This is a genomic window from Shewanella sp. SM32, assembly GCF_025654235.1.
GTDB classification, from domain to species: domain Bacteria; phylum Pseudomonadota; class Gammaproteobacteria; order Enterobacterales; family Shewanellaceae; genus Shewanella; species Shewanella oncorhynchi.
The window spans coordinates 1-22,803 of sequence record NZ_JAKKRO010000028.1; the positions used below are offsets into that span (position 1 = coordinate 1).

19 protein-coding genes and 6 tRNA genes are annotated in these 22,803 nt (G+C 45.0%); 18 read left to right on the forward strand and 7 right to left on the reverse strand.

The features are described from left to right. The 11 genes from L5M10_RS12700 to L5M10_RS12750 form a co-directional block, all read left to right on the forward strand. A partial coding sequence (locus L5M10_RS12700) for a transposase (protein WP_263255376.1) occupies positions 1–185 on the forward strand: 185 nt, incomplete at its 5' end. 99 nt (positions 186–284) lie between these two features. After that, positions 285–1,154, forward strand: coding sequence for a DUF692 domain-containing protein (locus tag L5M10_RS12705; RefSeq protein ID WP_263208048.1), 870 nt, complete (start codon positions 285–287; stop codon positions 1,152–1,154). Continuing rightward, positions 1,154–1,900 (forward strand): DUF2063 domain-containing protein, encoded by a 747-nt coding sequence (locus tag L5M10_RS12710; RefSeq protein ID WP_263255377.1) that lies wholly within the window; start codon positions 1,154–1,156, stop codon positions 1,898–1,900. Before L5M10_RS12705 ends, L5M10_RS12710 begins: the two co-directional genes overlap by 1 nt. Before the next feature lie 150 nt (positions 1,901–2,050). Continuing rightward, a complete protein-coding gene (locus tag L5M10_RS12715) occupies positions 2,051–2,173 on the forward strand; it encodes a hypothetical protein (RefSeq protein WP_006082086.1) in 123 nt (40 codons plus the stop codon). An 81-nt stretch (positions 2,174–2,254) separates the two neighbouring features. Next, on the forward strand, positions 2,255–2,623 hold the full coding sequence (locus tag L5M10_RS12720; RefSeq protein WP_173497443.1) for a YbaN family protein: 369 nt from the start codon (positions 2,255–2,257) through the stop codon (positions 2,621–2,623). A 268-nt stretch (positions 2,624–2,891) separates the two neighbouring features. Beyond that, positions 2,892–3,443 (forward strand): adenine phosphoribosyltransferase, encoded by a 552-nt coding sequence (gene apt / locus L5M10_RS12725; RefSeq protein ID WP_105252212.1) that lies wholly within the window; start codon positions 2,892–2,894, stop codon positions 3,441–3,443. A gap of 37 nt (positions 3,444–3,480) precedes the next feature. Beyond that, entirely contained in the window at positions 3,481–6,840 is a 3,360-nt protein-coding gene (gene dnaX, locus L5M10_RS12730; RefSeq protein WP_263255378.1) for a DNA polymerase III subunit gamma/tau, read from the forward strand. 223 nt (positions 6,841–7,063) lie between these two features. Next, positions 7,064–7,393, forward strand: coding sequence for a YbaB/EbfC family nucleoid-associated protein (locus L5M10_RS12735; protein ID WP_006082082.1), 330 nt, complete (start codon positions 7,064–7,066; stop codon positions 7,391–7,393). Between the two features lie 12 nt (positions 7,394–7,405). Further along, positions 7,406–8,005 (forward strand): recombination mediator RecR, encoded by a 600-nt coding sequence (gene recR / locus L5M10_RS12740; protein WP_006082081.1) that lies wholly within the window; start codon positions 7,406–7,408, stop codon positions 8,003–8,005. A 457-nt stretch (positions 8,006–8,462) separates the two neighbouring features. Then, positions 8,463–8,954: a GNAT family N-acetyltransferase gene (locus L5M10_RS12745; RefSeq protein ID WP_028759632.1), complete on the forward strand. Its 492-nt coding sequence runs from the start codon at positions 8,463–8,465 to the stop codon at positions 8,952–8,954. A 141-nt stretch (positions 8,955–9,095) separates the two neighbouring features. Further along, positions 9,096–9,509, forward strand: a complete 414-nt coding sequence (locus L5M10_RS12750) for a hypothetical protein (protein ID WP_263255379.1) — start codon at positions 9,096–9,098, stop codon at positions 9,507–9,509. Positions 9,510–9,715: 206 nt separating this feature from the next. On the opposite strand, the gene L5M10_RS12755 is transcribed toward L5M10_RS12750, so the two are convergent. The 5 genes from L5M10_RS12755 to L5M10_RS12775 all read right to left on the reverse strand — a co-directional run bounded on the left by L5M10_RS12755 (position 9,716) and on the right by L5M10_RS12775 (position 10,482). Next, positions 9,716–9,792 (reverse strand) — tRNA-Met (locus L5M10_RS12755). A gap of 145 nt (positions 9,793–9,937) precedes the next feature. Next, positions 9,938–10,014: transfer RNA gene (locus L5M10_RS12760), tRNA-Met, on the reverse strand. Positions 10,015–10,169: 155 nt separating this feature from the next. Beyond that, positions 10,170–10,246, reverse strand: a tRNA-Met gene (locus L5M10_RS12765). A gap of 41 nt (positions 10,247–10,287) precedes the next feature. Then, a tRNA-Met gene (locus tag L5M10_RS12770) sits at positions 10,288–10,364 on the reverse strand. Positions 10,365–10,405: 41 nt separating this feature from the next. Further along, positions 10,406–10,482, reverse strand: a tRNA-Met gene (locus L5M10_RS12775). Positions 10,483–10,749: 267 nt separating this feature from the next. Between L5M10_RS12775 and rlmKL the strand changes: the two genes are divergently transcribed. From rlmKL to rmf, 5 genes are all read left to right on the forward strand, one after another. Next, positions 10,750–12,879: a bifunctional 23S rRNA (guanine(2069)-N(7))-methyltransferase RlmK/23S rRNA (guanine(2445)-N(2))-methyltransferase RlmL gene (rlmKL, locus tag L5M10_RS12780; RefSeq protein WP_168827462.1), complete on the forward strand. Its 2,130-nt coding sequence runs from the start codon at positions 10,750–10,752 to the stop codon at positions 12,877–12,879. Beyond that, entirely contained in the window at positions 12,872–13,126 is a 255-nt protein-coding gene (locus L5M10_RS12785) for a glutaredoxin family protein (RefSeq protein WP_168827464.1), read from the forward strand. Before rlmKL ends, L5M10_RS12785 begins: the two co-directional genes overlap by 8 nt. Position 13,127: 1 nt before the next feature. Beyond that, complete coding sequence (locus tag L5M10_RS12790; protein ID WP_263176579.1) at positions 13,128–15,053, forward strand: ABC transporter ATP-binding protein; 1,926 nt, start codon at positions 13,128–13,130, stop codon at positions 15,051–15,053. Positions 15,054–15,081: 28 nt separating this feature from the next. Further along, on the forward strand, positions 15,082–16,914 hold the full coding sequence (locus L5M10_RS12795) for a DUF3466 family protein (protein ID WP_263199673.1): 1,833 nt from the start codon (positions 15,082–15,084) through the stop codon (positions 16,912–16,914). Between the two features lie 187 nt (positions 16,915–17,101). After that, on the forward strand, positions 17,102–17,278 hold the full coding sequence (rmf, locus tag L5M10_RS12800; protein WP_006082074.1) for a ribosome modulation factor: 177 nt from the start codon (positions 17,102–17,104) through the stop codon (positions 17,276–17,278). A 122-nt stretch (positions 17,279–17,400) separates the two neighbouring features. Here the strand turns inward: rmf and fabA are convergent, their stop codons facing one another. Both fabA and L5M10_RS12810 read right to left on the reverse strand, forming a co-directional pair. Beyond that, complete coding sequence (fabA, locus tag L5M10_RS12805) at positions 17,401–17,916, reverse strand: bifunctional 3-hydroxydecanoyl-ACP dehydratase/trans-2-decenoyl-ACP isomerase (RefSeq protein ID WP_028759638.1); 516 nt, start codon at positions 17,914–17,916, stop codon at positions 17,401–17,403. Between the two features lie 74 nt (positions 17,917–17,990). Next, positions 17,991–19,724, reverse strand: coding sequence for an AAA family ATPase (locus tag L5M10_RS12810; protein ID WP_263255381.1), 1,734 nt, complete (start codon positions 19,722–19,724; stop codon positions 17,991–17,993). Positions 19,725–19,945: 221 nt separating this feature from the next. Here L5M10_RS12810 and L5M10_RS12815 point away from each other — a divergent pair. Both L5M10_RS12815 and L5M10_RS12820 read left to right on the forward strand, forming a co-directional pair. Continuing rightward, positions 19,946–20,036, forward strand: a tRNA-Ser gene (locus L5M10_RS12815). A gap of 638 nt (positions 20,037–20,674) precedes the next feature. After that, complete coding sequence (locus L5M10_RS12820) at positions 20,675–22,672, forward strand: methyl-accepting chemotaxis protein (protein ID WP_263255382.1); 1,998 nt, start codon at positions 20,675–20,677, stop codon at positions 22,670–22,672. Positions 22,673–22,803: the final 131 nt, after the last annotated feature.

The window sequence follows — 22,803 nt, forward strand, 5'->3', positions numbered from 1 at the left end:
GTGCGATAAGGCTATTCAATAAATTCCCTTATGTACGTAAAAAGCTATGGGGCAATAGCTTTTGGGCCAGAGGTTATTTTGTAGATACAGTAGGTGTTAATGAAGAAATCATTAGACGATATGTGCGCCATCAAGATAAACAAGATCAGGAACATGAGGCTCAATTGTCGTTGCAGATGATGTAGTTTTTGGAATAGCCCCTTCCAGGGGCAAGTCAAAGCCGCCTTCTAAGAAGGCGGATTCTTTACTCTTAAGCGATTACAGGTTAGCGTTCGTGAGGTTCTATGAATGATCAAAAAAATACGGCACAGGTAGGGCTGGGATTAAGACGAGAAATGCTCAGTGAATTTTGTTTACAGGTGCCTGATGCTATTAATTTTTTTGAAGTGGCGCCTGAGAATTGGATGACCTTAGGTGGTAAATTTGGCCGCCAATTTCGTGAGTTGACTGAGCAACATACTTTCTACTGCCACGGTTTGAGTTTATCCATTGGTAGCCCTGAACCTTTAGATCTCGCGTTTGTAAAAAATATCAAAACCTTTATGGATTTACACCAAATCCAAGTCTATTCCGAACATTTAAGTTATTGCTCAGGGCAAGGTCACTTATATGATTTAATGCCTATCCCTTTTACCTGCGCTGCGGTGAAGCATGTGGCGGCGCGGGTCAAGCAAGTAGAAGATATTCTAGAGCGGCCGCTTATTTTAGAAAATGTGTCTTTTTATGCCGCTCCAGGTGCGCAAATGACAGAACTTGAATTCGTTAATGCCGTGCTGCAAGAAGCCGATTGTAAACTGCTACTGGATGTGAACAACATCTATGTGAACTCGATAAACCATCAATACGATGCCGATGCCTTTTTACAGGCCATGCCGACGGAGCGCATCGCTTATCTGCATATTGCTGGGCACTACAAACAAGCTGAAGATCTGCTCATTGATACCCATGGCGCCGCCATTAACGATCCCGTCTGGACATTATTACAGCGCTGTTATGCCTTGCATGGGGTAAAACCGACCTTGCTTGAGCGTGACTTTAATTTGCCGACAACCGCTGAATTGTTGCTCGAGATAAATCAAATTCACGCTTATCAAATGGCGGCGTCCAGCTCCCATGCCCAAAATAGTGCTCATGCCGTAAAGAGGAGCGCCTAATGGATTTTAAGCAAGTGCAGCAATCCTTTATCGATTATATCCGCGATCCCTCTTCGCCATTGCCCGCGGATACTGATGTCCGGCGTATGCAGGTTTACCGCGAGTTATTTTTTAATAATGTGCTGGGATTTGTGTCGAACGGCTTTCCCGTGCTTAAAAGTTTGTATTCTGAGGAGGAATGGCTGACTTTGGTGCAGCGTTTTTTCAGTCAACATGATTGCCAATCGCCGATTTTTATCGACATCGCGGGCGAGTTTTTAGATTTTTTACAGCAGGAATATCAACCCACGGCGAATGATCCTGTTTTTATGCTCGAATTAGCGCACTATGAATGGCTAGAGTTGGCCGTCGCGGTCGCACAGGCGAGTGAGGATGAATCTCAACTCAGCTCAGCGCAAATGTCGACGCAGACTTTATGTTTGTCGCAGACAGCGAGGGTAGCGCAGTATCATTTTGAGGTGCAGCACATTCGTCAGGATTATCGTCCGCAGCAACAACTCGATACGCCAGTGTTTTTTTGTCTCTATCAAGATGCCGATTGCGAAGTGTGTTTCCTACAGTTAAATCCCTTAAGCGCACAGGTGCTGGCATTTCTTCAAGCTCAAGGCCAAGCGGTTTTTAAAGAGATAGTTGATTGGTTAACAATCACTTACCCTCAAATGGCGCCAGAGATTATTGAGCAAGGTTGTATGCAGTTACTCGAGCAATTAGCGGCCAAAGGGATAGTGCGCGGACGTCAGTCTTAAGGTTGGGATAATTGCCGAAATAAATGCAATAACCCTACATTTAGAGGGTTTTTATTAATTTGACAAACCGCTACAATGTCGGCCGTTTTGTGATCTCAATCACTGTACGATTCCTGCGCACTTATACTTGCACATACTAGAGGAGCTGTAATGAGTAGTCAGCCGTTCAAAGACCCATTTAATTTTTTGTATTTTATTGGTTTTATTTTAGTTTTACTGTTGCCGACTCTGCCAGCAAGTCTGTCTTGGTTAAAGCATTTAGGTTTAATTTAAGCGAGCGTTAATCTCTAGCGCGTAGCCTATTGGCCACTCTTCGAGTGGCTTTTGTTTTTCCGATAAAGGGCATTTAAACCTATGGTATTAAAGCGCGGATTATTTTTACTGTTAGGCTTAACCGCTTTAGTCTTAGGTTTAGTTGGTATCGTGCTACCGATATTGCCGACCGTGCCTTTTATCTTGCTTGCTGCCTTTTGCTTTGCCCGCTCGAGTGAACGTTTACACCATTGGTTGATGACACATCCCTGGTTTGCCGACGCCTTAACCCAGTGGCAAGAGCAGCGAGCAATGCGTAAGGGATTGAAACGCAAAGCCATGATAGTTAGCGCACTCAGTTTTAGTCTCAGTATTATTGTGGTCCCTATCCTTTGGGTAAAAGGTCTGCTGTTTGTCATGGCATTGGTCCTACTTTGGTATCTTAAAGGTATACCTGAAATAGAGGGATGATTGAGTTATTAGATGGGCTCAAGTGCTGTGACTGAAAGTTTAGTCGTGTTCTTGTTGAGGCTATTTAACTGAGAGCCAACAGGGTTTGATCTAAGGCACAAATTGATAACCTTTCCATCACTTGTGCATTGTGATTGTTGCAACTAAAACTAAAGCGGCATAAGCTTTGTCCGACTTTCGACAATGCGTCCACCCAGTGTGGACGTTTTGTTTTATACCGCCACCGCTAGGTTGGTGAATTGATTAAGTAACTTATTAAGCAAATATGATGGCTATGAATACAGAAACCTTATCCTTGATAAAGCAAAGCATTAAAACGATTCCTAATTATCCTAAGGAAGGGATTTTATTTCGAGATGTCACCAGTTTGCTTGAGAATGCAGCAGCCTATAAAGCGACCATCGACTTGTTAGTTGAACATTATCGTGGTCAAGGCTTTACCAAAATTGTGGGCACTGAAGCCCGTGGTTTCTTATTTGGTGCTCCGTTGGCTTTAGAATTGGGTATCGGTTTTGTACCTGTGCGTAAACCCGGCAAATTGCCGCGTGCAACCATCAGCCAAAGCTATGAACTGGAATACGGTCACGATAGCCTAGAAATTCATACTGATGCGATTAGCGCAAATGACAAAGTGCTCGTTGTTGACGATTTACTCGCCACTGGCGGTACTATCGAAGCGACCGTTAAACTGATCCGCCAACTCGGCGGTGAAGTTAAACATGCGGCCTTTGTGATCTCATTACCTGATTTAGGTGGTGAAGCACGTTTAACCGCATTAGGGCTTGAGTTGGTTAAACTTTGTGAGTTTGAAGGCGAATAAATCTGCAGCTAAAGGCGCCTTGGGATAGTTTGATGGCATGTCAAATCATGGCATGTTATCTTTCAAAGTTCTCGGGGCGCATGCTCCCGCTTTTGTATCACATACTCTGGGGAGTTCCATGTCATATCAGGTGTTAGCCAGAAAATGGCGCCCTGCCACATTTGATCAAATGGTTGGCCAAAGCCATGTTTTGCATGCCTTGACCAATGCGTTGAGCCAGCAGCGCTTACACCATGCTTACCTGTTTACGGGAACGCGCGGTGTCGGTAAAACCAGCTTGGCGCGACTCTTTGCCAAAGGCTTAAACTGCGAACAAGGTGTGACAGCGACTCCCTGTGGTGTTTGCGGCAGCTGTGTGGAAATCGCCCAAGGCCGTTTTGTCGATTTGATTGAAGTTGATGCCGCATCTCGCACTAAGGTCGATGATACCCGCGAGCTGTTAGACAATGTGCAGTATCGCCCGACCCGTGGCCGTTTTAAGGTTTATCTCATCGACGAAGTGCATATGCTGTCGCGCAGCAGTTTTAACGCATTGCTAAAAACCTTAGAAGAACCCCCCGAGCACGTTAAATTTCTTTTGGCGACAACTGATCCACAGAAACTACCTGTGACTGTGTTATCCCGTTGTTTGCAATTCAATTTAAAAAGCCTGACCCAAGGCGAAATTGGCACTCAGCTCAATCATATCTTGACCCAAGAGCAGTTTCCCTTTGATGCAGAAGCCCTAAAATTGCTGGCTAAAGCTGCCAATGGCAGTATGCGTGATGCCTTGAGTTTGACAGATCAAGCCATCGCCTTTGGTGGCGGTAATGTGATGCTTGGCCAAGTGCAAACCATGCTTGGCAGTATTGATGAGCAGCATGTAGTTGCCTTGCTTAACGCCTTAACCGATGCCGATATTGGTGTGTTAATGCATACCTGTGCCCAAGTGCTTGCGTACGGCGCAGATGCCCAAGAAGTGCTACGCAGTTTACTTGAGTTGTTACATCAAATTACCTTGACCCAATTTGCCCCCGCTTGCGCGCAGCAATCCTTGTATAGCGCACAGATTCGCGCCTTTGCCGAACAGCTTAAGCCGGAACAAGTGCAGCTTTATTATCAGATTTTATTAACCGGCCGCAAAGATTTACCCCATGCACCAGACCCTAAATCGGGTCTTGAGATGGCACTATTACGCGCTGTGGCGTTTGTGCCTGAAAAGCCGGTAAAGCGCTGGCAGCCTGATGCTGTCGCTGAGATCAGTTTATCCGAAGGGCAAACGCCAGTTGCGACAGCGCAAGCTCATGATGTAAAAGAACAAAAGTTTGCTGAGCCACATACTGCGGAACAACTGCCTGCTGAAAAAAAAACGGTATTAATTGAGCCCACCGTAGCGAGTCAGGCTGAAACTGTTCAAACCGCTGCCGTTGAGGCGACATGTGAGCTTGTTGATGTAGTAGAACATGAGTTTGGATCTGAACTTGAAGCGGATGCGGCGTTAATCGCTGAGCAGGCGATTATCTTAAGTCAGGCCCAGAGTCAGGGATTTAACAATGACATCTTGAATACCAGCACAGTGAATGCCGAGGCTAAATCTCAAACGGTATCAACCGTTCAAGCGTCTCTTATACACACTTCAGAATCCGTTGCTGGTATCGAGGCATCGGTTGTTTGTATTGATACTCAGAATATTCAAGAAATTGAATTAGTCACAACAGCTTCCGAACTGAGTCGAGTGAATACGGCAGAGCCTGAAACTGCTGTCAATTCAACAGCGGTTGAGTGTGGTGACAGTGTAGATAAAGCACTTTTTGATAAAGACCCTGCTGCAGAGAGCATCTTCGATAACAACATCGATAACAACGCGTTTGAGCTAGGGCATGATGCCAATCGCCTTCATGGAAATGAAGCTGAGCATTCATATCCAGCGATAGGGGATTATGCCCTAGAGTCAGCTCCGCTTGATTCCTATCAAGACGTTTATGCTGATTTCTCCTCTGGCGCTTATAATGATGATAACTTTAACCATGGCTTTGATTCGCAAGAGGCTATAAATTCTGTTGATGTGCAAAGTTCTGTAGGTGTTTCAAACGCTGCAGGCATGCAAGCTTCTGCTGATCGTCAGTCAGCACCTGTGGCTCAAGTCTTCACTCAATCACAGATCTCAGTATCAGATTCAATACAAGAGCAAGCGCTACAACAAGCCGCTTCTGTATCCTTAGCCGACGATGATATTCTCTCAGCGGTGTTGGCGGCGCGGGATTCGCTGCTATCTGATCTTGACGCCTTAAGTGCTAAGGACGGTGATGAAAAAAAGTCGTCATTGGACTCAAAACTTAAGACGCCAAACACTAAATCACATGGTGTAACCTTACCTAAATCGGTGACTAAAATTGAAGCGAGTCAGCCAAGTGTGGCATTTTCTGTTGATCCAGCATCTGACTTAGACCCTGATTTAGCGATAGATTTTGATGATGACTTCGACTTAGATCTTGAGCCTATCGAGCTGCACCAAGCAGTATCTTCAGTCGTCATCTCAACTGGAATTGTCTCTGAGAAGCCTGTCAAACCGTCTGCTACATATGATCGTCCGCCTTGGGAGGCAGCGCCTGAAGCTGAATCTATCGAAGTGACGCAAGTCGATAGCAATAAGACTGACAGTGTTCAGCCGGTGAGCGCGCAAGCTACTGATATAAATAATGTTCAAGCCAGTCATGCTCAAGAGCTTTTAGGCGAGAGTTACGCACCTAATTATGCACAAGATGACACTCTATCCCTGAGTGACGGGCAGGTCGCAGCATCAAGTTTGAAGTCGGAAATACTTCAAACTCACACTGTACGTCAAGAAGAAATACCCGCCTCAGAGTTTGCTTCGGTTAGCACAACAGCACTGACAAATGCGTCGAATACAGTGGAACACATGCAGGAGACACAAGTCGCGCTCAGTTCGACTCAACCTATTAGCGGTCATCCATTAGATTTACATTGGTACAAGTTGATGGCGAGCTTAGAGATCGGCGGGCGAGTGCGGCAACTGGCGGTTAATTCTGTCTGTCAAACCTTGAGCGATCCTTTGCCGTTGCTGCTTAAACCAAACCAGAAGCATCTAGCGGCCGATGTTGCCATAGTGCAGCTTGAGCAAGCCTTAACTACCGCGCTCGGGAACCCAAGACGGGTACAAGTGGTCATAGGAATCGATGAACAGCGGGAAACGCCCTTAGAGTTACGTAAGCGTTTCCACCAAGAGTTGCTGCAACAAGCGCATCAATCATTGATTCATGATGACAATGTGCAATGGTTGATCCAACGTATGGGCGCCGAACTCGATGCCGATAGTCTAGTGTATCCGCCAGAGTTGTTGAATTTACGCAGTCAGCAAATACAAGCGTTACCTGAGTTAAATGAGGCCGCGAGTTAGCTATTATTGGCGAGTCTTTGGGTAAAATTTTCATCGTTAATTTGTAACGCTGTGGTTTAAATTTAGGCTTCGAGTGCATATTTATAGTGATGCTGCTGAGAAACTCGGCATCGAGATCATAAGTTTATTAACAAGATAACGGCATTGATTGCCAATCCCATTTATTTAAGTAAGATTAGCCGCGTTAATGCTTGCGACTAACCCTAATAGAAGAGAAAAGACTATGTTTGGAAAAGGCGGTATGGGCAATCTGATGAAACAGGCCCAGATGATGCAAGAAAAAATGGCCAAAGTGCAGGAAGAAATCGCCCGTATGGAAATGGTGGGTGAATCTGGTGCTGGTTTGGTGAAAGTGACTATGACAGGCGCGCACACAGTGCGTAAAGTCGAAATCGACCCAAGTCTGATGGAAGACGACAAAGAAATGCTGGAAGATTTGATTGCTGCGGCCTGTAATGACGCTGCTCGTCGAATCGAAGAAAACCAAAAAACTAAAATGGCTGAAGTTACTGGTGGCATGCAATTACCACCAGGCATGAAAATGCCATTTTAATTGAGATAGCCGATGAAATTTAGTCCATTGTTAGATGAGTTAATTCAGTCCCTGCGTTGTTTACCTGGGGTTGGGCCTAAATCGGCGCAACGTATGGCGTTTCAGTTACTTGAACGCGACCGAAAAGCAGGGCTTAAGTTAGCCAGTGCGCTGTCCAGTGCGATGAGTGACGTCGGTCATTGTCAGTCTTGCCGAACCTACACTGAAGAAACCCTCTGTCCGATCTGTGCTAGCCATAAACGCGGAACGTCCTCCACCATTTGTGTGGTGGAAACGCCGGCCGATGTGTTAGCCATTGAGGCGGGTGGACATTTCACCGGTCGCTACTTTGTTCTTTTAGGCCATCTATCGCCACTCGATGGTGTTGGGCCGGAAGAGCTAGGTTTAGCGTTACTTGAGCGCCACTTGGCCTCGGGTGATGTGGCCGAGTTGATTTTAGCGACCAATCCGACGGTAGAAGGCGAGGCAACAGCGCATTTTATTGCTGATATGGCCAGACGCCATAAGGTGATGATCAGTCGCATCGCCCACGGCGTGCCCGTTGGTGGCGAGCTTGAATATGTGGATAGCACGACGTTAGCCTTGTCATTCAATGGCCGTTTACCGCTTTAACAGAACACAGTGACTCAGTTTAGTTAGTGTAATGCGGTTGATTATATTCGCTTAATTTAAATGCTGAACTGTTCGACTCGACTCAATTGTCGCGATATCCCTTAAACCCGCCAAGAACCTATCTTGAGCGGGTTTTTATTTGCCCAGTGTTTTCAAGATGTCGAGGCTGGGTTGTGGTGATAGGGCCGTGGAGATAGCGCTGTGCTTCAATCCTCATATCAATTGATATCTACCCATATAAAAACTAGGTTTATCAATAGTTTTTTAAATTTCATACTTGTCTTATGCGAGCTTCATCCGTAAAGTCGGTTTGATAAGAAGCGGGCTAAGTTGCGATTTACCACAGTGTTCGCGCCTTTGTGCCTAAGCTAATCCGTGGATTTAGATCTGTGTGCTTAGCTCTGTGTACGTTGAACCGGACAGGTATTTTTTATTAGAAAACCATGGAGGGGACTCATTGGGAAATATTACGATTAGGCATGCAGAGAAGAGTGACGCTGCAGCCATTCAAGCAGTATATGCCTGTCCAAATGCCTATGCCGGTACCTTGCAATTACCTTTGCCATCGACCGATAAATGGGAGGCGCGTCTTGCTGCAACATCGAATCATGTTCATCGTTATGTCGCAGAGATTGAAGGTGAAATTGTCGGTGAGTTGGGTTTTGAAGTGTATGAGCAACCTCGCCGTAGGCATGTTGCCTCCTTTGGTATGGGTGTAAAAGACAGTTGGCAAGGCCGCGGTATAGGCAGTGCCTTGATTAACGCGATGCTTGAGCTTACCGATAAATGGATGAATATAAAACGAATTGAATTAACGGTTTATACCGATAATCATGCCGCCATTGGTCTATATAAAAAGTTTGGCTTTGTAATGGAAGGTGAGTCGAAGGATTTTGCTTTTAGAAATGGTGAGTTTGTCAGTGTATATCATATGGCGCGGTTAAAATAACATGCTGATCTCTATTCTATTTTAGCTGTTACTTAAGGCTCTCACTCTAAGTACTAACTTTAAGAATTTGCTCTAAGCGCTCATTTTCAGAGCTCGCTTTAGGTGCTAAGTGTATGTCTATCTCAACTTTTAAGGATAAAAATGGGACTCATTTTATTGCCGCTGCTGATACTTTGGTTGGGTGTCGGTATTTATGCCATACGTATCGGCTATCAAGTATTGGCTAGGGCTTCTCAATTAAGCTATGCACTCAGTATTTGTACTCTCGCTATAGTGGCATTACTGCTTTATCTCTATTTCGGTTTCGCTCAATTTAAGGAAAATAAAGAGTTGTGGGCGTTCGAAATCTCGATGTTTTTTGCCGCGAATAAGTTCGCTTTTGGCATCATGATTCTTGGTCTAATACTGCACTGGTTCGGTCAAGGTGTTCTCACTTCCGCTTATTTGAAACCTCTACCTTTCATCATGATTTTCACCGTTTCCTTTGGTACCATGGCAGGAGTCATATTGTCCGACACTTTTATGGCGAAATTTGACATCCAAAAAATGTATTGATGTCAGCTGATCAGTTTAAATCTTATTTTGGACGCTGTTGTTGAAGATGATTTGAACTGATGGCTTTCATCGGTTGTTTATAGGTCGTTGAATCCGATGAGCGCTACCATGGTGATCTGGTTAGGATTTTACAGAGGGTTATTACGAATTTTAGATACAAAAAAACCAGCTTGTGCTGGTTATTTTTCTCTTTTATTAAAGAGAATTGGTTGCGGGAGCCGGATTTGAACCGACGACCTTCGGGTTATGAGCCCGACGAGCTACCATGCTGCTCCATCCCGCGTCCGATTGTTGCTGTTAATAACTGTTTTAATTCTGCCATCTAAGAATTGGTTGCAGTAGCCGGATTTGAACTGACTACCTTCGCCTGTTGTTTATAAGGAGTTGAGCCCGATAAGCTGTTTCTCGTTATAAGCATATATATAAAGTGGTTGCGGGAGCCGGATTTGAACCGACGACCTTCGGGTTATGAGCCCGACGAGCTACCATGCTGCTCCATCCCGCGTCCGATTGTTGCTGTTAATCACTGTTTTAATTCTGTCATTTAAGAATCGGTTGCAGTAGCCGGATTGCTAATGTTAAATCAGCGACTACCTTCGCCTGTTGTTTATAAGGAGTTGAGCCCGATAGCTGTTTCTCGTTATAAACACATATAGAAAGTGGTTGCGGGAGCCGGATTTGAACCGACGACCTTCGGGTTATGAGCCCGACGAGCTACCATGCTGCTCCATCCCGCGTCTGATATCTATCTGTTTTACTTTACTATTGTACTTTAAATTGGTTGCGGGAGCCGGATTTGAACCGACGACCTTCGGGTTATGAGCCCGACGAGCTACCATGCTGCTCCATCCCGCGTCCGATATCTATCTGTATTACTTTACTATTTTGCTTTTAAATGGTTGCGGGAGCAGGATTTGAACCTACGACCTTCGGGTTATGAGCCCGACGAGCTACCATGCTGCTCCATCCCGCGTCCGTCTTCAAAGCGGGGCAGACTATAACGGCAGCGCCTTGGCATTGCAAGGACGAAGATCGAAAAAGGTGGTGAACGCTTAAATATAAAGCGGAGTGGGGGGCTTTCATACAATTTAAACATATTTAAACATAAGTTAGGGATTTTTCGTTGATTATCTTAGGTCGAGGATGAGACTAAATGGGGTTTCGACTAATAACTGTTTATCTTTTATGTATTCGAGCAGGTATAATGTCGCTTTGATTTTGACTGCGTACTGATTATCCCATGCTTAATTTTTTTGCCGCCGCCCCTAAGGGCTTTGAATATAGCTTAGCCCAAGAGCTGACAGAATTTGGTGCGACTGAAGTAAAAGAGAGTGTTGCTGGTGTGTATTTCACTGCCCCCTTAGCTTTAGCGTATCGGATTACTTTATGGACACGTTTAGCCAGCCGTATCGTGTTGGTTATCTATAAAGGTAGTTGCGAGTCGGCAGAGCAACTTTATAATGCCGCCTATTGTGTCGATTGGCCGGCGCACTTTTCCAATAAAAGCACTTTTAGTATCGATTTTCATGGTACGGGTGGTTTTATTAATAATACCCAGTTCGGCGCACTCAAGATTAAAGACGCGGTTGTGGATAGATTTCGGGACGATGACGTTGAGCGCCCAAATGTGTCACGCGTCGATGCTGACTTTAAAGTTGATGCCCATTTTCGTAATGGCGTAATCACGATTGCGATGAACTTCTCTGGTCCATCATTGCATCAACGTGGCTATCGTTCTACTACTGGTGAAGCGCCTCTGAAGGAAAACTTAGCCGCCAACATGTTAGTACGCAGTGGCTGGCAAGCAGCGCCTTCGACCTTGCTCGATCCTTTCTGTGGTAGTGGAACTGTGCTGATTGAAGCGGCTTTAATGGCGGCCGATATTGCCCCAGGCTTACAGCGTAGCCGTTTTGGGTTTGAACATTGGCGTCGTCATGATAAAGCTGTGTGGCAAGAAATCGTTGAAGAAGCAAAAGCGCGTGCCTCATTAGGCGTGAAACGTTGCGAGATTAAATTCTACGGCTCAGATATCGATTCTCGCTTAGTCGCGTTAGCCAAACGTAATGCCGAAAATGCCGGTGTACTCGAGTTAATTGAGTTTCAAGTTGCAGATGCGTTGACGATAACACCGCCTGCAGAAAGTGGCTATTTGATCACTAACCCACCTTATGGTGAACGTTTAGGCAATGTGTCTGAGTTATTGCAGCTTTACTATCAGCTAGGCGACAAGTTTAAGAAAGAGTTTGGCGGCTGGAAAGTGGCCATGCTGTGTAGTGATATCGAGCTGGTATCATCACTTAAGCTTAAAGCCGACAAACAGATGAAGATGTTCAACGGTGCCCTAGAATGTGCCTTTAACATTTATACTTTGCATGCGACCAGTACGCGTCGTGATACGCCAGTGCTGCCAGACGGCGTCGACATTGCCGATATCGCCCCTGCATTTGCTAACCGCATTAAGAAAAATGCCAAGTTATTAGAGAAGTGGGCCAAGAAAGAAGGCATCGACAGCTATCGTATTTATGATGCCGACATTCCTGAATATAACGTCGCAGTAGATAAATACTTAGATTACGTGATTATTCAAGAATATATGGCGCCAGCAACTATACCTGAAGCCGTAACCAAGCGTCGTTTAAGCGATGTATTGTTAGCACTGCCGTCGGCCATTGGTATCAATCCGAACAAGATGATCATGAAGACCCGTGAGCGTCAAAAGGGCACGAGTCAGTATCAAAAGCTGGATGAGCGTAAGTTAGAGCTTATCACTACCGAATATGGCGCTAAGTTCAAACTGAACTTAACCGGTTATTTGGATACAGGTTTATTCCTCGATCACAGATTGACACGCCGTTTAGTCGGTCAAAAATCTAAGGGACGCCGTGTACTTAACCTGTTTTCTTACACAGGTTCTGCTTCTGTGCATGCGGCGCTTGGTGGGGCTAAATCGGTGACGACGGTGGATATGTCAAATACCTATATTGCTTGGGCGAAGGACAACTTTGCACTCAATGGACTGCAAGGTAAGCAGTATGAGTTTGTTCAATCTGACTGCATGCAGTGGATCCGTGATTGCCGTGAACAGTACGATCTGATTTTTATCGATCCGCCGACCTTCTCAAATTCTAAGCGTATGGAAGATTCATTCGATGTGCAGAGAGACCATGTGAACTTACTGGCATCCTTAGTGAAACTGCTAAGCCCAACAGGCGAGCTAGTGTTCTCTAATAATAAACGTAAGTTTAAGATGGACATAGAGGCACTGACAAAGATGAACATTAATGTGAAGAACATTGATGACGTGACTTTGCCTATGGACTACAAACGTAATCCACATATCCATAATACCTGGCTTATCACCCATGCCTGAGTTGACTCAAGCAGAATTAGATAACAGGCATTATCTGCTATATCACACAGAGGGATGTCATCTGTGTGAACTGGCCGCGGCTTTACTGGACGCGGCCGACATTGGCTATCGGGCCATAGATATTTGTGACGATGAATACCTCGCGCAGCGTTATGGCGTATCGATCCCTGTGCTTAAAGCTTGGGATGGTAGAGAATTACATTGGCCATTTAACGCAACGCAATTACAAGAGTTTACAGGAGCTTAGTTTGAGTCTGGTTCGTATCAATAGTGGCTCTTTAGCCTATGGTTACACTCCGTTGTTACAAAAAGCGGATTTTACTATTCAACGCGGTGAGCGCGTGTGTATTGTTGGCCGTAATGGTGCTGGCAAGTCGAGTTTATTAAAAGTGTTATCTGGTGATGTACTGCTGGATGAAGGCGAATTCAACATCGCTGGTAATGTGACCGTTAGCCGTCTACAACAAGATCCGCCAAAGGCTGAGCAAGGCACGGTATACGCTTATATTGCTGCGGGATTAAAGGAAGTGGGCGAGGCGCTTGAGCGTTATCATCAACTGTCCCACGATGTGGCCCATGCCGATCCAGAGCAAATGGATCGTATGCTGAATGAGATGCAAGGTCTGCAAGAAACCTTAGACCACTATAATGGATGGCAGTTAGATTCTCGCATCCAACAAAACTGCGAGTTGTTAGGTCTCGATCCTGACAAATCCTTGAGCGAGTTATCGGGTGGTTGGCAGCGTAAAGTGGCGTTAGCCAGAGCACTGGTGAGCGAGCCAGATCTGTTGTTACTTGATGAACCGACCAACCATTTAGACATAGACACTATCGAGTGGCTTGAAAAGTTTTTACTCGATTATCAAGGCGCTATCGTCTTTATCAGCCACGATAGGGGCTTTATTGCCCGTATGGCGACGCGGATTGTCGATTTAGACCGTGGTGTGGTGACCTCATGGCCGGGCAACTATCAAATGTATCTTGATGGTAAGCAAGAATGGTTGCGCGTCGAAGCCGAGAAAAATGCCTTGTTTGACAAGCGTCTCGCCGATGAAGAAGTGTGGATCCGTCAAGGCGTTAAAGCTAGACGTACCCGTAACGAAGGTCGAGTTCGCGCACTGAAGGCGCTACGTGAAGAGCGAAGTGAACGTCTGAATCGTCAAGGCAATGCTAAAATGGCAGTATCGGATACTGAACGTTCTGGTAAGTTAGTGTTTGATGTGACCGATCTTAACTTCAATCTGCCCGATAAAAATCTGGTTAAAAACTTTAATACGACGGTTATCCGCGGTGACCGTATTGCGCTGATTGGGCCAAACGGTTGTGGTAAATCAACCTTGATCAAGCTGTTAATCGAGAAACTGCAACCGCAATCGGGCGAAATTAAAGTCGGTACTAAGCTCGAAATCGCTTATTTCGACCAATATCGTGAAGCGTTAGATCCTGAGCAAACCGTTGAAGATAACGTTGGTGAAGGTAAAAAGACCATCACGATCAATGGTCAAGACCGCCACATTTTAAGTTATTTGCAGGACTTCTTGTTCTCGCCTATGCGTGCCAGAACGCCAGTGAAAGCGCTGTCGGGTGGTGAGAAGAACCGTTTGTTATTGGCTAAGTTATTAATTCGCCCTGCAAACTTAATCATTCTCGATGAGCCAACTAACGATCTTGATATTGAGACCTTAGAATTGCTAGAGTCGTTGCTCACTGAATACCAAGGTACGTTGTTGCTAGTGAGCCATGATAGGGCATTTATCGACAATACTGTGACCAGTAGCTGGTGGTATGCGGGTAATGGCCATTGGAGCGAGTATGTAGGTGGTTATCAAGATGCCGTGAACCAAGGGGCAAAGTTTTATTCTGAGGAACCTAGTTCACAAAAGGTGGTCGAAGCTCCTGCGGTTGAAACTAAACCCGTTGAAGTTAAAACTGCAGAACCTGTGAAAGCGGTAAAAAAACTGTCGTATAAGCTACAGCGTGAGTTAGAGTCACTACCTAATGTGATGGAGCAATTGGAGGCAGAAATTCTCGCATTGCAGACCACTATTGGACATTCAGACTTTTATAGTCAGGCGCAGGATAAAGTCAATCAGGTATTGAGTCAGTTGGCTGATAAAGAAAAGCAATTGGAAGTTTGCTTCGAGCGTTGGGAAGAGCTTGAGTCACTGAAGTAAACCAATAATAAAAATGGGAATAGAATTAATGAAGTCAAAGTTGGATAAAGCCCTTTCCTTGGTTGCCTTAGGTGTCCTTGGTGTATTAAACAGTGCCCATGCTGCACCTGTCTACGAAATCGTTAACATCGATAATTATGACCTGCAGGGCACGCTTGAAGGCACTCGTAACGGTTATGCTTTAGGTGTGAATGCCAATGATGAATTAGTCGGTATTTCAAAGGGTAAGAAAAAACTTAGCAGTTCAGATGTCGAGGGCGGCGTGATTGATGTTGCCGACGGTATCGCACCAGAAGAAACCATTACTTATTCTATTACCGCTGCCATTGTTGCAAATAACTTTGCTTTTATTGCTGCAGAAAATGGTGCAGCTGGGGCTTGGTTACCGACATTCGACAGCATTAATGGTACTACACCGCCAAATGATACTGCTGTGATTAACTCTGTTGATACCTTTTATTACGGTATTAATGATGCCGGTATTAAAGTGGGCAGCATGACTGCGCCTGAAAAGAAAACAGAGAACACTGCAACTACTGATGTTACCGATGATTATTGGTATTACCGCGACTATGAGTTCCGCGGTGTTGTAAAAGTGGGGAGCACTGAAATTCCATTAGTTCCTCCCTACACGCAATTTGTTAATGCTGATAAGACTAAAACCGCAGAGTTAGGTGGATGGTCTGCTGCTACAGCTATTAATAATAATAACTTAGTGGCTGGTTATGCCAGTACTGCTATCAGTAAATATGGTAGTGATCGTGTTAATTATTGTTTAGGCTCGGATAACACTTTGCCATTGGATGTTTGTGTACAACGTGAGCAATATCCGAACTCTACGGGTACGCGTAACATTCAGTACCAGACGCGTGCCTATGTATGGCAAATCGACAATAATATCGCTACGGGAATTGAGTTGCCTTTAGGGTTAACGCCTAAAGCTGATAACACCTTAACCTTTACTGCTCAGGCGCTCGGCGTGAATGATAACGGCGTGGTTGTTGGTCGTTCGCACGTTTATCGTAACAACAATACAGATAAGTTGCACCAAGATGCGGCTTATTGGGCTAAGGATGCCGAAGGTAATTATAAATACCACTGGATCCCAATGGGCGAATCGATTTCAAGTTCCATTGCCTATGACATCAATGATAGTGGTATTCTTGTCGGTAGTTATCGTAGCTATATTCAAGGTTATTTACGCGACAAGTTTTTCTATTTTGATACTAATACACCCGATGTTGGCTATGTAACCCCTAATGATTTTGCCTCAACGGCAACGGATCTTTCGAGTAAACCCAAGGATATTAACAATAAAGGTCAAGTAGTTGGTTACGTTGAAACGACTTACGATAAAGAGAAGCCACGCCCCAAAGCGGGTTTCCTGTATGAGAAGTCGACGGGTGAGTTTAGCAATATCAATAAATTGCTGACCTGCGAGTCTAAGGGGTATGAAAAATCAAACGATGGTAGCTGGGCACGTCATCAGGTCGAAGTTCAGGATGGCTCGGGTAAAATTCTTCAATATAACGCTGATATTTTAGTGGTTGAAGGTACGAGTATCAATGAAGATGGCACTATCGTAGGTACGGCTTTTATTCGTAAACCTTCTTATCAATTTGATAAAGATGGCAACATAGTTATTGGTGAAAATGGCTTACCGCTATTTGAGCTGAGTGGTAGTGGCGAGCCTGTAACGGCTTATGTTCCACGTATGGTTGTACTTAAACCGGCTACCAGTGGTGAAGCTTGTACTGTTGAAGATAGTACCGATACCGGTAATTTTGAGCGTTCTGGTGCGGCAACGTTAGCTTGGTTATTTGCCTTGCCATTGGTGTGGTTCCGTCGTCGAATTCGTTAAGTTTTAAGCTTCAATTCAGACTAAAAAAATCGAGGCGAAATGCCTCGATTTTTTTTCGCTAGGATCTCAATAGTTTAATAAATAGTCAGTATAATAGCCGATTTTTTGATTGATCTTGGCGTCAAAAAGCACTATTTCTATGGGTGAAGCTTTTGCTTCTATTTTATGTAGAACAGAGGACGCTTGCATGAAAAGACAAAAACGAGATCGTTTAGACAGAGCTTTTTCAAAAGGATTCCAAGCTGGGGTTGGTGGACGCTCTAAGGAGCTCTGTCCATATGCAAATCTTGATTCGCGATCGCAGTGGTTAGGCGGTTGGCGTGAAGGTGTGGATGGCCGCGTTAATGGGCTATTTAATAAATAATTGAGTTTTACTCATTAATTAAATAGCCCAGAACAAGCAAAGTAATGCAGCATATTGCCCTCAGATGAGGGCATTTTTATATCTGTAGTACTGATATCTTCAGTGTATTGGAGTAAGACTGATCAGAATGTAGACGTATCGCTAAAGACACCGACTTTAAGATCGGTTGCACTGTAGATTTGACGGCCATCAACTTCAAGGATTGCATCGGCAATACCCATCACCAGTTTACGGTGAATAGTACGCTTGATATTGAGTTTATAAGTGACTTTCTTAGCGCCTGGTAATACTTGACCCGTAAACTTCACTTCACCTACACCCAGAGCACGTCCTTTGCCTTCTGCGCCTTCCCAGCCTAAATAGAAGCCAACGAGTTGCCACATGGCATCTAGCCCTAAACAACCAGGCATTACCGGGTCGGTAATAAAGTGGCAGTCAAAAAACCATAAGTCTGGATTAATATCGAGTTCAGCGACAATTTCACCTTTGCCAAACTCACCGCCATTATCATTGATAGTAACGATTCTATCTATCATCAGCATGTTATCGACAGGCAGACGAGGTGAGTTTGGACCAAATAATTTCCCATGGCCACAGGCGATGAGTTCTTCTTTATTGAAACTGTTTGCTTTGTTCATTGTTTTACTACTCCAGCAATAAGAGCCGCCAAGATTAGCGAACACGTGTAAGCTAAACAACTCCGATCAGCTAATTAGCGGCGAAAAAATCCCAATTTTGCGAGTAATCTCGTGATTATGCCGATTTCCTCCTCGCCATTTCCTGCGAGCTTGTCTAATCGTTCCTGTACAAGGCCGTATAATGAATCATGTGGAAAATCATTATCTTCATCGGCTACACCCGCAGGCATTTGCATTAATAGCTCAACAGCTTGGTCCATATGCTCGATTGCATAGAGGTGAAATAAGCCTTTGCCTACAGCTGTAATCACTTTGGGATTGAGGTTAAGCTGTAACACGTTCGACTTGGGCATAATAACGCCTTGTTCTCCCGTGAGACCACGACGTTCACACAGATTAAAAAAGCCTTCAATTTTCTCGTTGATGCCACCAATCGCTTGCACATTACCAAATTGATCCAATGCACCAGTTATTGCCAGTGACTGAATAATGGGTTGTTCGGCAATCGCTGACATCAAACAGCAGTATTCGGCGAGTGATGCGCTATCACCATCAATTTCTTGATAGGATTGCTCGAAAACGATATTGGCATTTAGGTGTAATGGCGCATCTCGCCCAAAGATACGGTACAAGCAGGCAGAAAGGATCATCATTCCTTTGGCATGTATATTGCCACCAAGTTCAGATTTTCTTTCGATATCGGCGACTTCACCATCACCATAGTGAACAGATGCCGTGATCCGCGCAGGCTCACCATAACTGTAATCGATGGCATCAATGACAGTTAAGCCATTGATCTGACCTACCATAGCACCCGAAGTTGGCAGATTTATGAAGTTGTCATCGAAGCTTTGACCTGAATACTCTTCCGAGCTGTTATGACGATAGTTAGCTTGGGCTAACGCGAGCTCAATACTGCTCGCATTGATACTCGGTTTACCACAATAGACTTTAGCTTGTACCATCAGTTGGGCAAACTCGAGCATAGACAAACTGAGGCGGCGCTGATGTTCGGTTAACCGTGCACTATAACGAAAAAGTGGCGCTAGGCTTGATTGTTCTAGAGTGACCTCGACACTTTGTGCAACCGCTTGCAACCATGCGACGTATTGTGACTCTGTATAACGGACCAAGTCGATTTCGCTAGCGAGTTCTGCTAGTAGGGTAAAGTGACGTTGAAATTGCCAATCCTCAGTTCTGACTTGGCTATAAATCATTCCTGCACCGATAAGGACAATTTTACAATTGAGCGGGATAGGACTTAAGTTATTGCTAATCTGATACGCTTTATGGGTGAGGATTTGCATCACTAATTCCCATAAACCTTCACGTTTCCAAAGTGACTCGGCGCAAATAAATACATAATGACATTCGGCCAGAGCACCAGCTTGATACTGACTTGTTGTTCCTGTTTGTGCCATACGGCCAATGAGGTCTACGCGGCGAATATTACCACTGAGGTAGCGATAGCGAGTCGTTTTTTCGGCAATACTGACCTGATTTTCCTGTGGTTTCTCTGATTGCCACTGAAATGTTGCCGCTTTGTCAGTCGGGCGTGTTGCCACTAAATAAGCTGGAGATAACGGCGCTAGGCTATCAATACAGGCTTGGATCATTAATTGGCGGTCAATGCTCGGGAAATCAGCCAGATACAAGTGCTGATCGACAATAGCTTGGTGGAGTTTAAACGCATCCACAGCACGCTCTTGTCCTAAGAGTAATGCGCTTAGATTGTCAGCCGTTTCGGGAAGGGTTGGCAGGCTAAATTCAGGTGCGAGTGAAGACGTGGGTATCAAGAGTGAATTCATATAAGCATTTACCGTGAAAAGTTGCAGTGATTTTACCATACCAAGGCGACAAGTCTCTCACTGTATAGGTGTTTTTACGTCTGTTTACTCGATTATTCGTTGAAACTGGCCATGTATTTGTTGTAAAAAACATCGGGGTGAACATAAGTTGAGCATTTGACTCGATATTTAAAAATTGAGGTTTACAAGTCAGCGGTATACTTATATTATTTTCGGCGTTCGGAGGGGTGGCAGAGTGGTTTAATGCACCGGTCTTGAAAACCGGCGTGGGTTTATAGCCCACCCAGGGTTCAAATCCCTGCTCCTCCGCCATATTTAGTCAAAAAGCCGCTAAGCAATTAGCGGCTTTTTGCATTTATACAGTTTGAACCCTTGGGTTCCTGATTTGAAGCGCAGCTCCTGCGCCATATTTACGAGAAAGGCCATCAGTAATGATGGCCTTTTTTGTTTGTGCAATTTGAACCAAGGTTCCTCATTCTAAGTTCAGCTCCTCCGCCATATTTAGTCAAAACGCCGCTAAGCAATTAGCGGCTTTTTGCATTTATACAGTTTGAACCCTTGGGTTCCTGATTTGAAGCGCAGCTCCTGTGCCATATTCACGAGAAAGGCCATCAGTAATGATGGCTTTTTTGTTTGTGCTATTTCAGCTCTTAGGTTTTGACCCTAAACGTGGCGTCAGTGCCATGCTTTAGGGAAAGACTATCTGTCATGATTGTTCATTGTGTTAACCCTAGATTCTTTATTCTGATATCAGTGACTGCTACTGATTAATGGGCTTTTTTATCCGCGCTTCTCGTTTATGGTCTACACTAAGTTTGTGGCCAAGTTAATGGTTTTTATGGCCTTTAAAATTTGCACTAGGATGGTGCGACGTATGATTCTCGACAGTCTTGGATCATATGGCCGAACAATTCTCCCATCTGGGTGACTTATTTTAAGTAGAGAAAGCTATGTTGTTACCTACACGTATTTCGCAGCGGCTCACAATGGGCAGCGTAGTGCTCCTTCTACTGACTGGGCTAGCGGTTTTTGGTGTGATGTCACTTCGAGGGCAGCCTCGAGTGGTGGCGGCGAGTCAAGAGTTAATTGAGCAAACGGGGAGCAGTATCGTAAGGCAACTCGCACTTAAGTTGGCAAGCATTGAGGGGATTACTTTAAGCCTTGCACACCTCGCAGAAGTGCTACCCCATGAGCAAGCTCTATATCTTAACTCCTTACCTAATTTGATTGATAACAATGGCGATCTCACTATCGCTGGGGGCGGGATCTGGCCTGAGCCAGATAAATTCGTCGCTGGGAGTATCCGCCACAGTTTTTTCTGGGCCCGTGGTAGCGATAATCTACTGGCATATTCGGATGACTATAATGCGCCATCTGGCCCTGGGTATCATAATGATCCTTGGTATACGGGCGCGCGGACTAGCTCAGTATCTCAATGTTTATGGTCAGAGGCTTATCAAGATCCGGTTACAAAGGTGGCTATGGTGACATGCAGTGTGCCATATCGTCTCACGGGGACATTTGCAGGGGTCGCAACGATAGATTTAAAACTTGATGATTTAGCCAAATTTTTAACAGAACATGGCAATGTGACTGACGGTTACGCTTTTGCTTTAGACCAAGCAGGTAATATCTTACATTTTCCTGAAACGAATAAGTCCGACACTTTGTTACGTTTTACGGATCTCGTCGGGCAGTTACCTTGGCTCTCCCCCGTTGAAGCTGCACTTAAGCAAACCTCAATCAACAAAGTGGTGTCTGTAAGCTTAAATAAGGATGGAAGACTTAATCAGGCGAGTGAGGTGAGCCTTTTTGTAATGCCTGATACTGGATGGGTGATTGGCCTTGTCACGCCTAAAACGCGAGTCACAGGGCTTGCCCGTGAGCTGACATTTGATATTTTATTGTTTTTATTACCATTACTTGCCATTTTACTTTCTCTGGCTTGGTTATCGGGTAAAAAACTGTTGGCGCAACTTGAGGAAACCACAGATCAAATTGCTTCCCTTGGTAGCGGTAGTTTGGGGGCGAATGTTGAACTGCAAATTCAGCGGGATGATGAGATTGGTGCTTTGCGCCGAGCTGTAAACACCTATGCAGGGGCGTTAAGGGCAATGTTAGATCTGATCACTCAAGAAGCAAAGAAAATTCAATTTGAGGCAACGCAATTAAGCGGACTTAGCCGTAAGTTAGCTCAGCGCGCAGAGCAACAGCGGCTGGAGAGTGCACAATTAGCCGCTGCGATAACGCAAATGTCTTCAAGCGCCATGGAAGTCGCGAATAATACCAATGACTGTGCTGCAACTGCGCAATCGTCTTTGATTGTAGTGCGGGAAGGGCAAACCCGTGTTGCAGCCAGCAATACTTCTATTGAGGCATTATCAGGAGAAATTGCCAACGCAACTAAGGTGATATCCCAATTGGCCCAAGACAGTCAAAAGGTGGGCGCTGTATTAGATGTGATTAAGGCGATTTCTGAGCAGACTAATTTGCTCGCTCTCAATGCGGCAATTGAGGCGGCTAGAGCGGGCGATCAGGGTCGTGGTTTTGCAGTCGTTGCTGATGAAGTTCGAACCCTTGCGGGGCGAACTCAAGATTCGGCTAATGAAATTAGTACCATGATTAACGCTTTGCAATCGGCTTCGCGGCTCGCTGTGCAAGCAATGCAAGCTGGGGAGTCCCGTACTGTCCATGCGGTTGCGGAGGCTGAGGGCGCTGCCGATTCTCTATCGAGTACCGTACAAAGTTTCGATGATATTTCACAGCGTGCCCAACAAATCGCGTTAGCTGCTCAGCAGCAAAGCCAAGTCACTCAAGAGATTAATGAGTTGGCGGTGCGAATAAATAGCATCAGTGAAGATAACTCCCTCGATGCAACGGCGCTTGATGTGTTAAGCCTTGAGATGCAGAAACTATCTGACCGTTTAATCAATATCAATCGAGCTTAGTCTTAATATAGTGTGAAGTGTGCCACCTTAAAATGGCGCTTCAACTGATAAGGGATTCAAAGATAAGTTGAATAACGCGATATTTTTAAGCGGATTGGATGTAGATTGACCATGTAGATTGCTTCTTTAAA

Excerpts from the sequence above, each read along its gene's own strand:
- L5M10_RS12705 (WP_263208048.1), top strand. The coding sequence starts at position 285 with ATGAATGATCAAAAAAATACGGCACAGGTAGGGCTGGGATTAAGACGA.
- L5M10_RS12710 (WP_263255377.1), top strand. The coding sequence starts at position 1,154 with ATGGATTTTAAGCAAGTGCAGCAATCCTTTATCGATTATATCCGCGAT.
- L5M10_RS12715 (WP_006082086.1), top strand. The coding sequence starts at position 2,051 with ATGAGTAGTCAGCCGTTCAAAGACCCATTTAATTTTTTGTATTTTATT.
- L5M10_RS12720 (WP_173497443.1), top strand. The coding sequence starts at position 2,255 with ATGGTATTAAAGCGCGGATTATTTTTACTGTTAGGCTTAACCGCTTTA.
- apt (WP_105252212.1), top strand. The coding sequence starts at position 2,892 with ATGGCTATGAATACAGAAACCTTATCCTTGATAAAGCAAAGCATTAAA.
- dnaX (WP_263255378.1), top strand. The coding sequence starts at position 3,481 with ATGTCAAATCATGGCATGTTATCTTTCAAAGTTCTCGGGGCGCATGCT.
- L5M10_RS12735 (WP_006082082.1), top strand. The coding sequence starts at position 7,064 with ATGTTTGGAAAAGGCGGTATGGGCAATCTGATGAAACAGGCCCAGATG.
- recR (WP_006082081.1), top strand. The coding sequence starts at position 7,406 with ATGAAATTTAGTCCATTGTTAGATGAGTTAATTCAGTCCCTGCGTTGT.
- L5M10_RS12750 (WP_263255379.1), top strand. The coding sequence starts at position 9,096 with ATGGGACTCATTTTATTGCCGCTGCTGATACTTTGGTTGGGTGTCGGT.
- rlmKL (WP_168827462.1), top strand. The coding sequence starts at position 10,750 with ATGCTTAATTTTTTTGCCGCCGCCCCTAAGGGCTTTGAATATAGCTTA.
- L5M10_RS12785 (WP_168827464.1), top strand. The coding sequence starts at position 12,872 with ATGCCTGAGTTGACTCAAGCAGAATTAGATAACAGGCATTATCTGCTA.
- L5M10_RS12795 (WP_263199673.1), top strand. The coding sequence starts at position 15,082 with ATGAAGTCAAAGTTGGATAAAGCCCTTTCCTTGGTTGCCTTAGGTGTC.
- rmf (WP_006082074.1), top strand. The coding sequence starts at position 17,102 with ATGAAAAGACAAAAACGAGATCGTTTAGACAGAGCTTTTTCAAAAGGA.
- fabA (WP_028759638.1), bottom strand. The coding sequence starts at position 17,916 with ATGAACAAAGCAAACAGTTTCAATAAAGAAGAACTCATCGCCTGTGGC.
- L5M10_RS12810 (WP_263255381.1), bottom strand. The coding sequence starts at position 19,724 with ATGAATTCACTCTTGATACCCACGTCTTCACTCGCACCTGAATTTAGC.
- L5M10_RS12820 (WP_263255382.1), top strand. The coding sequence starts at position 20,675 with ATGTTGTTACCTACACGTATTTCGCAGCGGCTCACAATGGGCAGCGTA.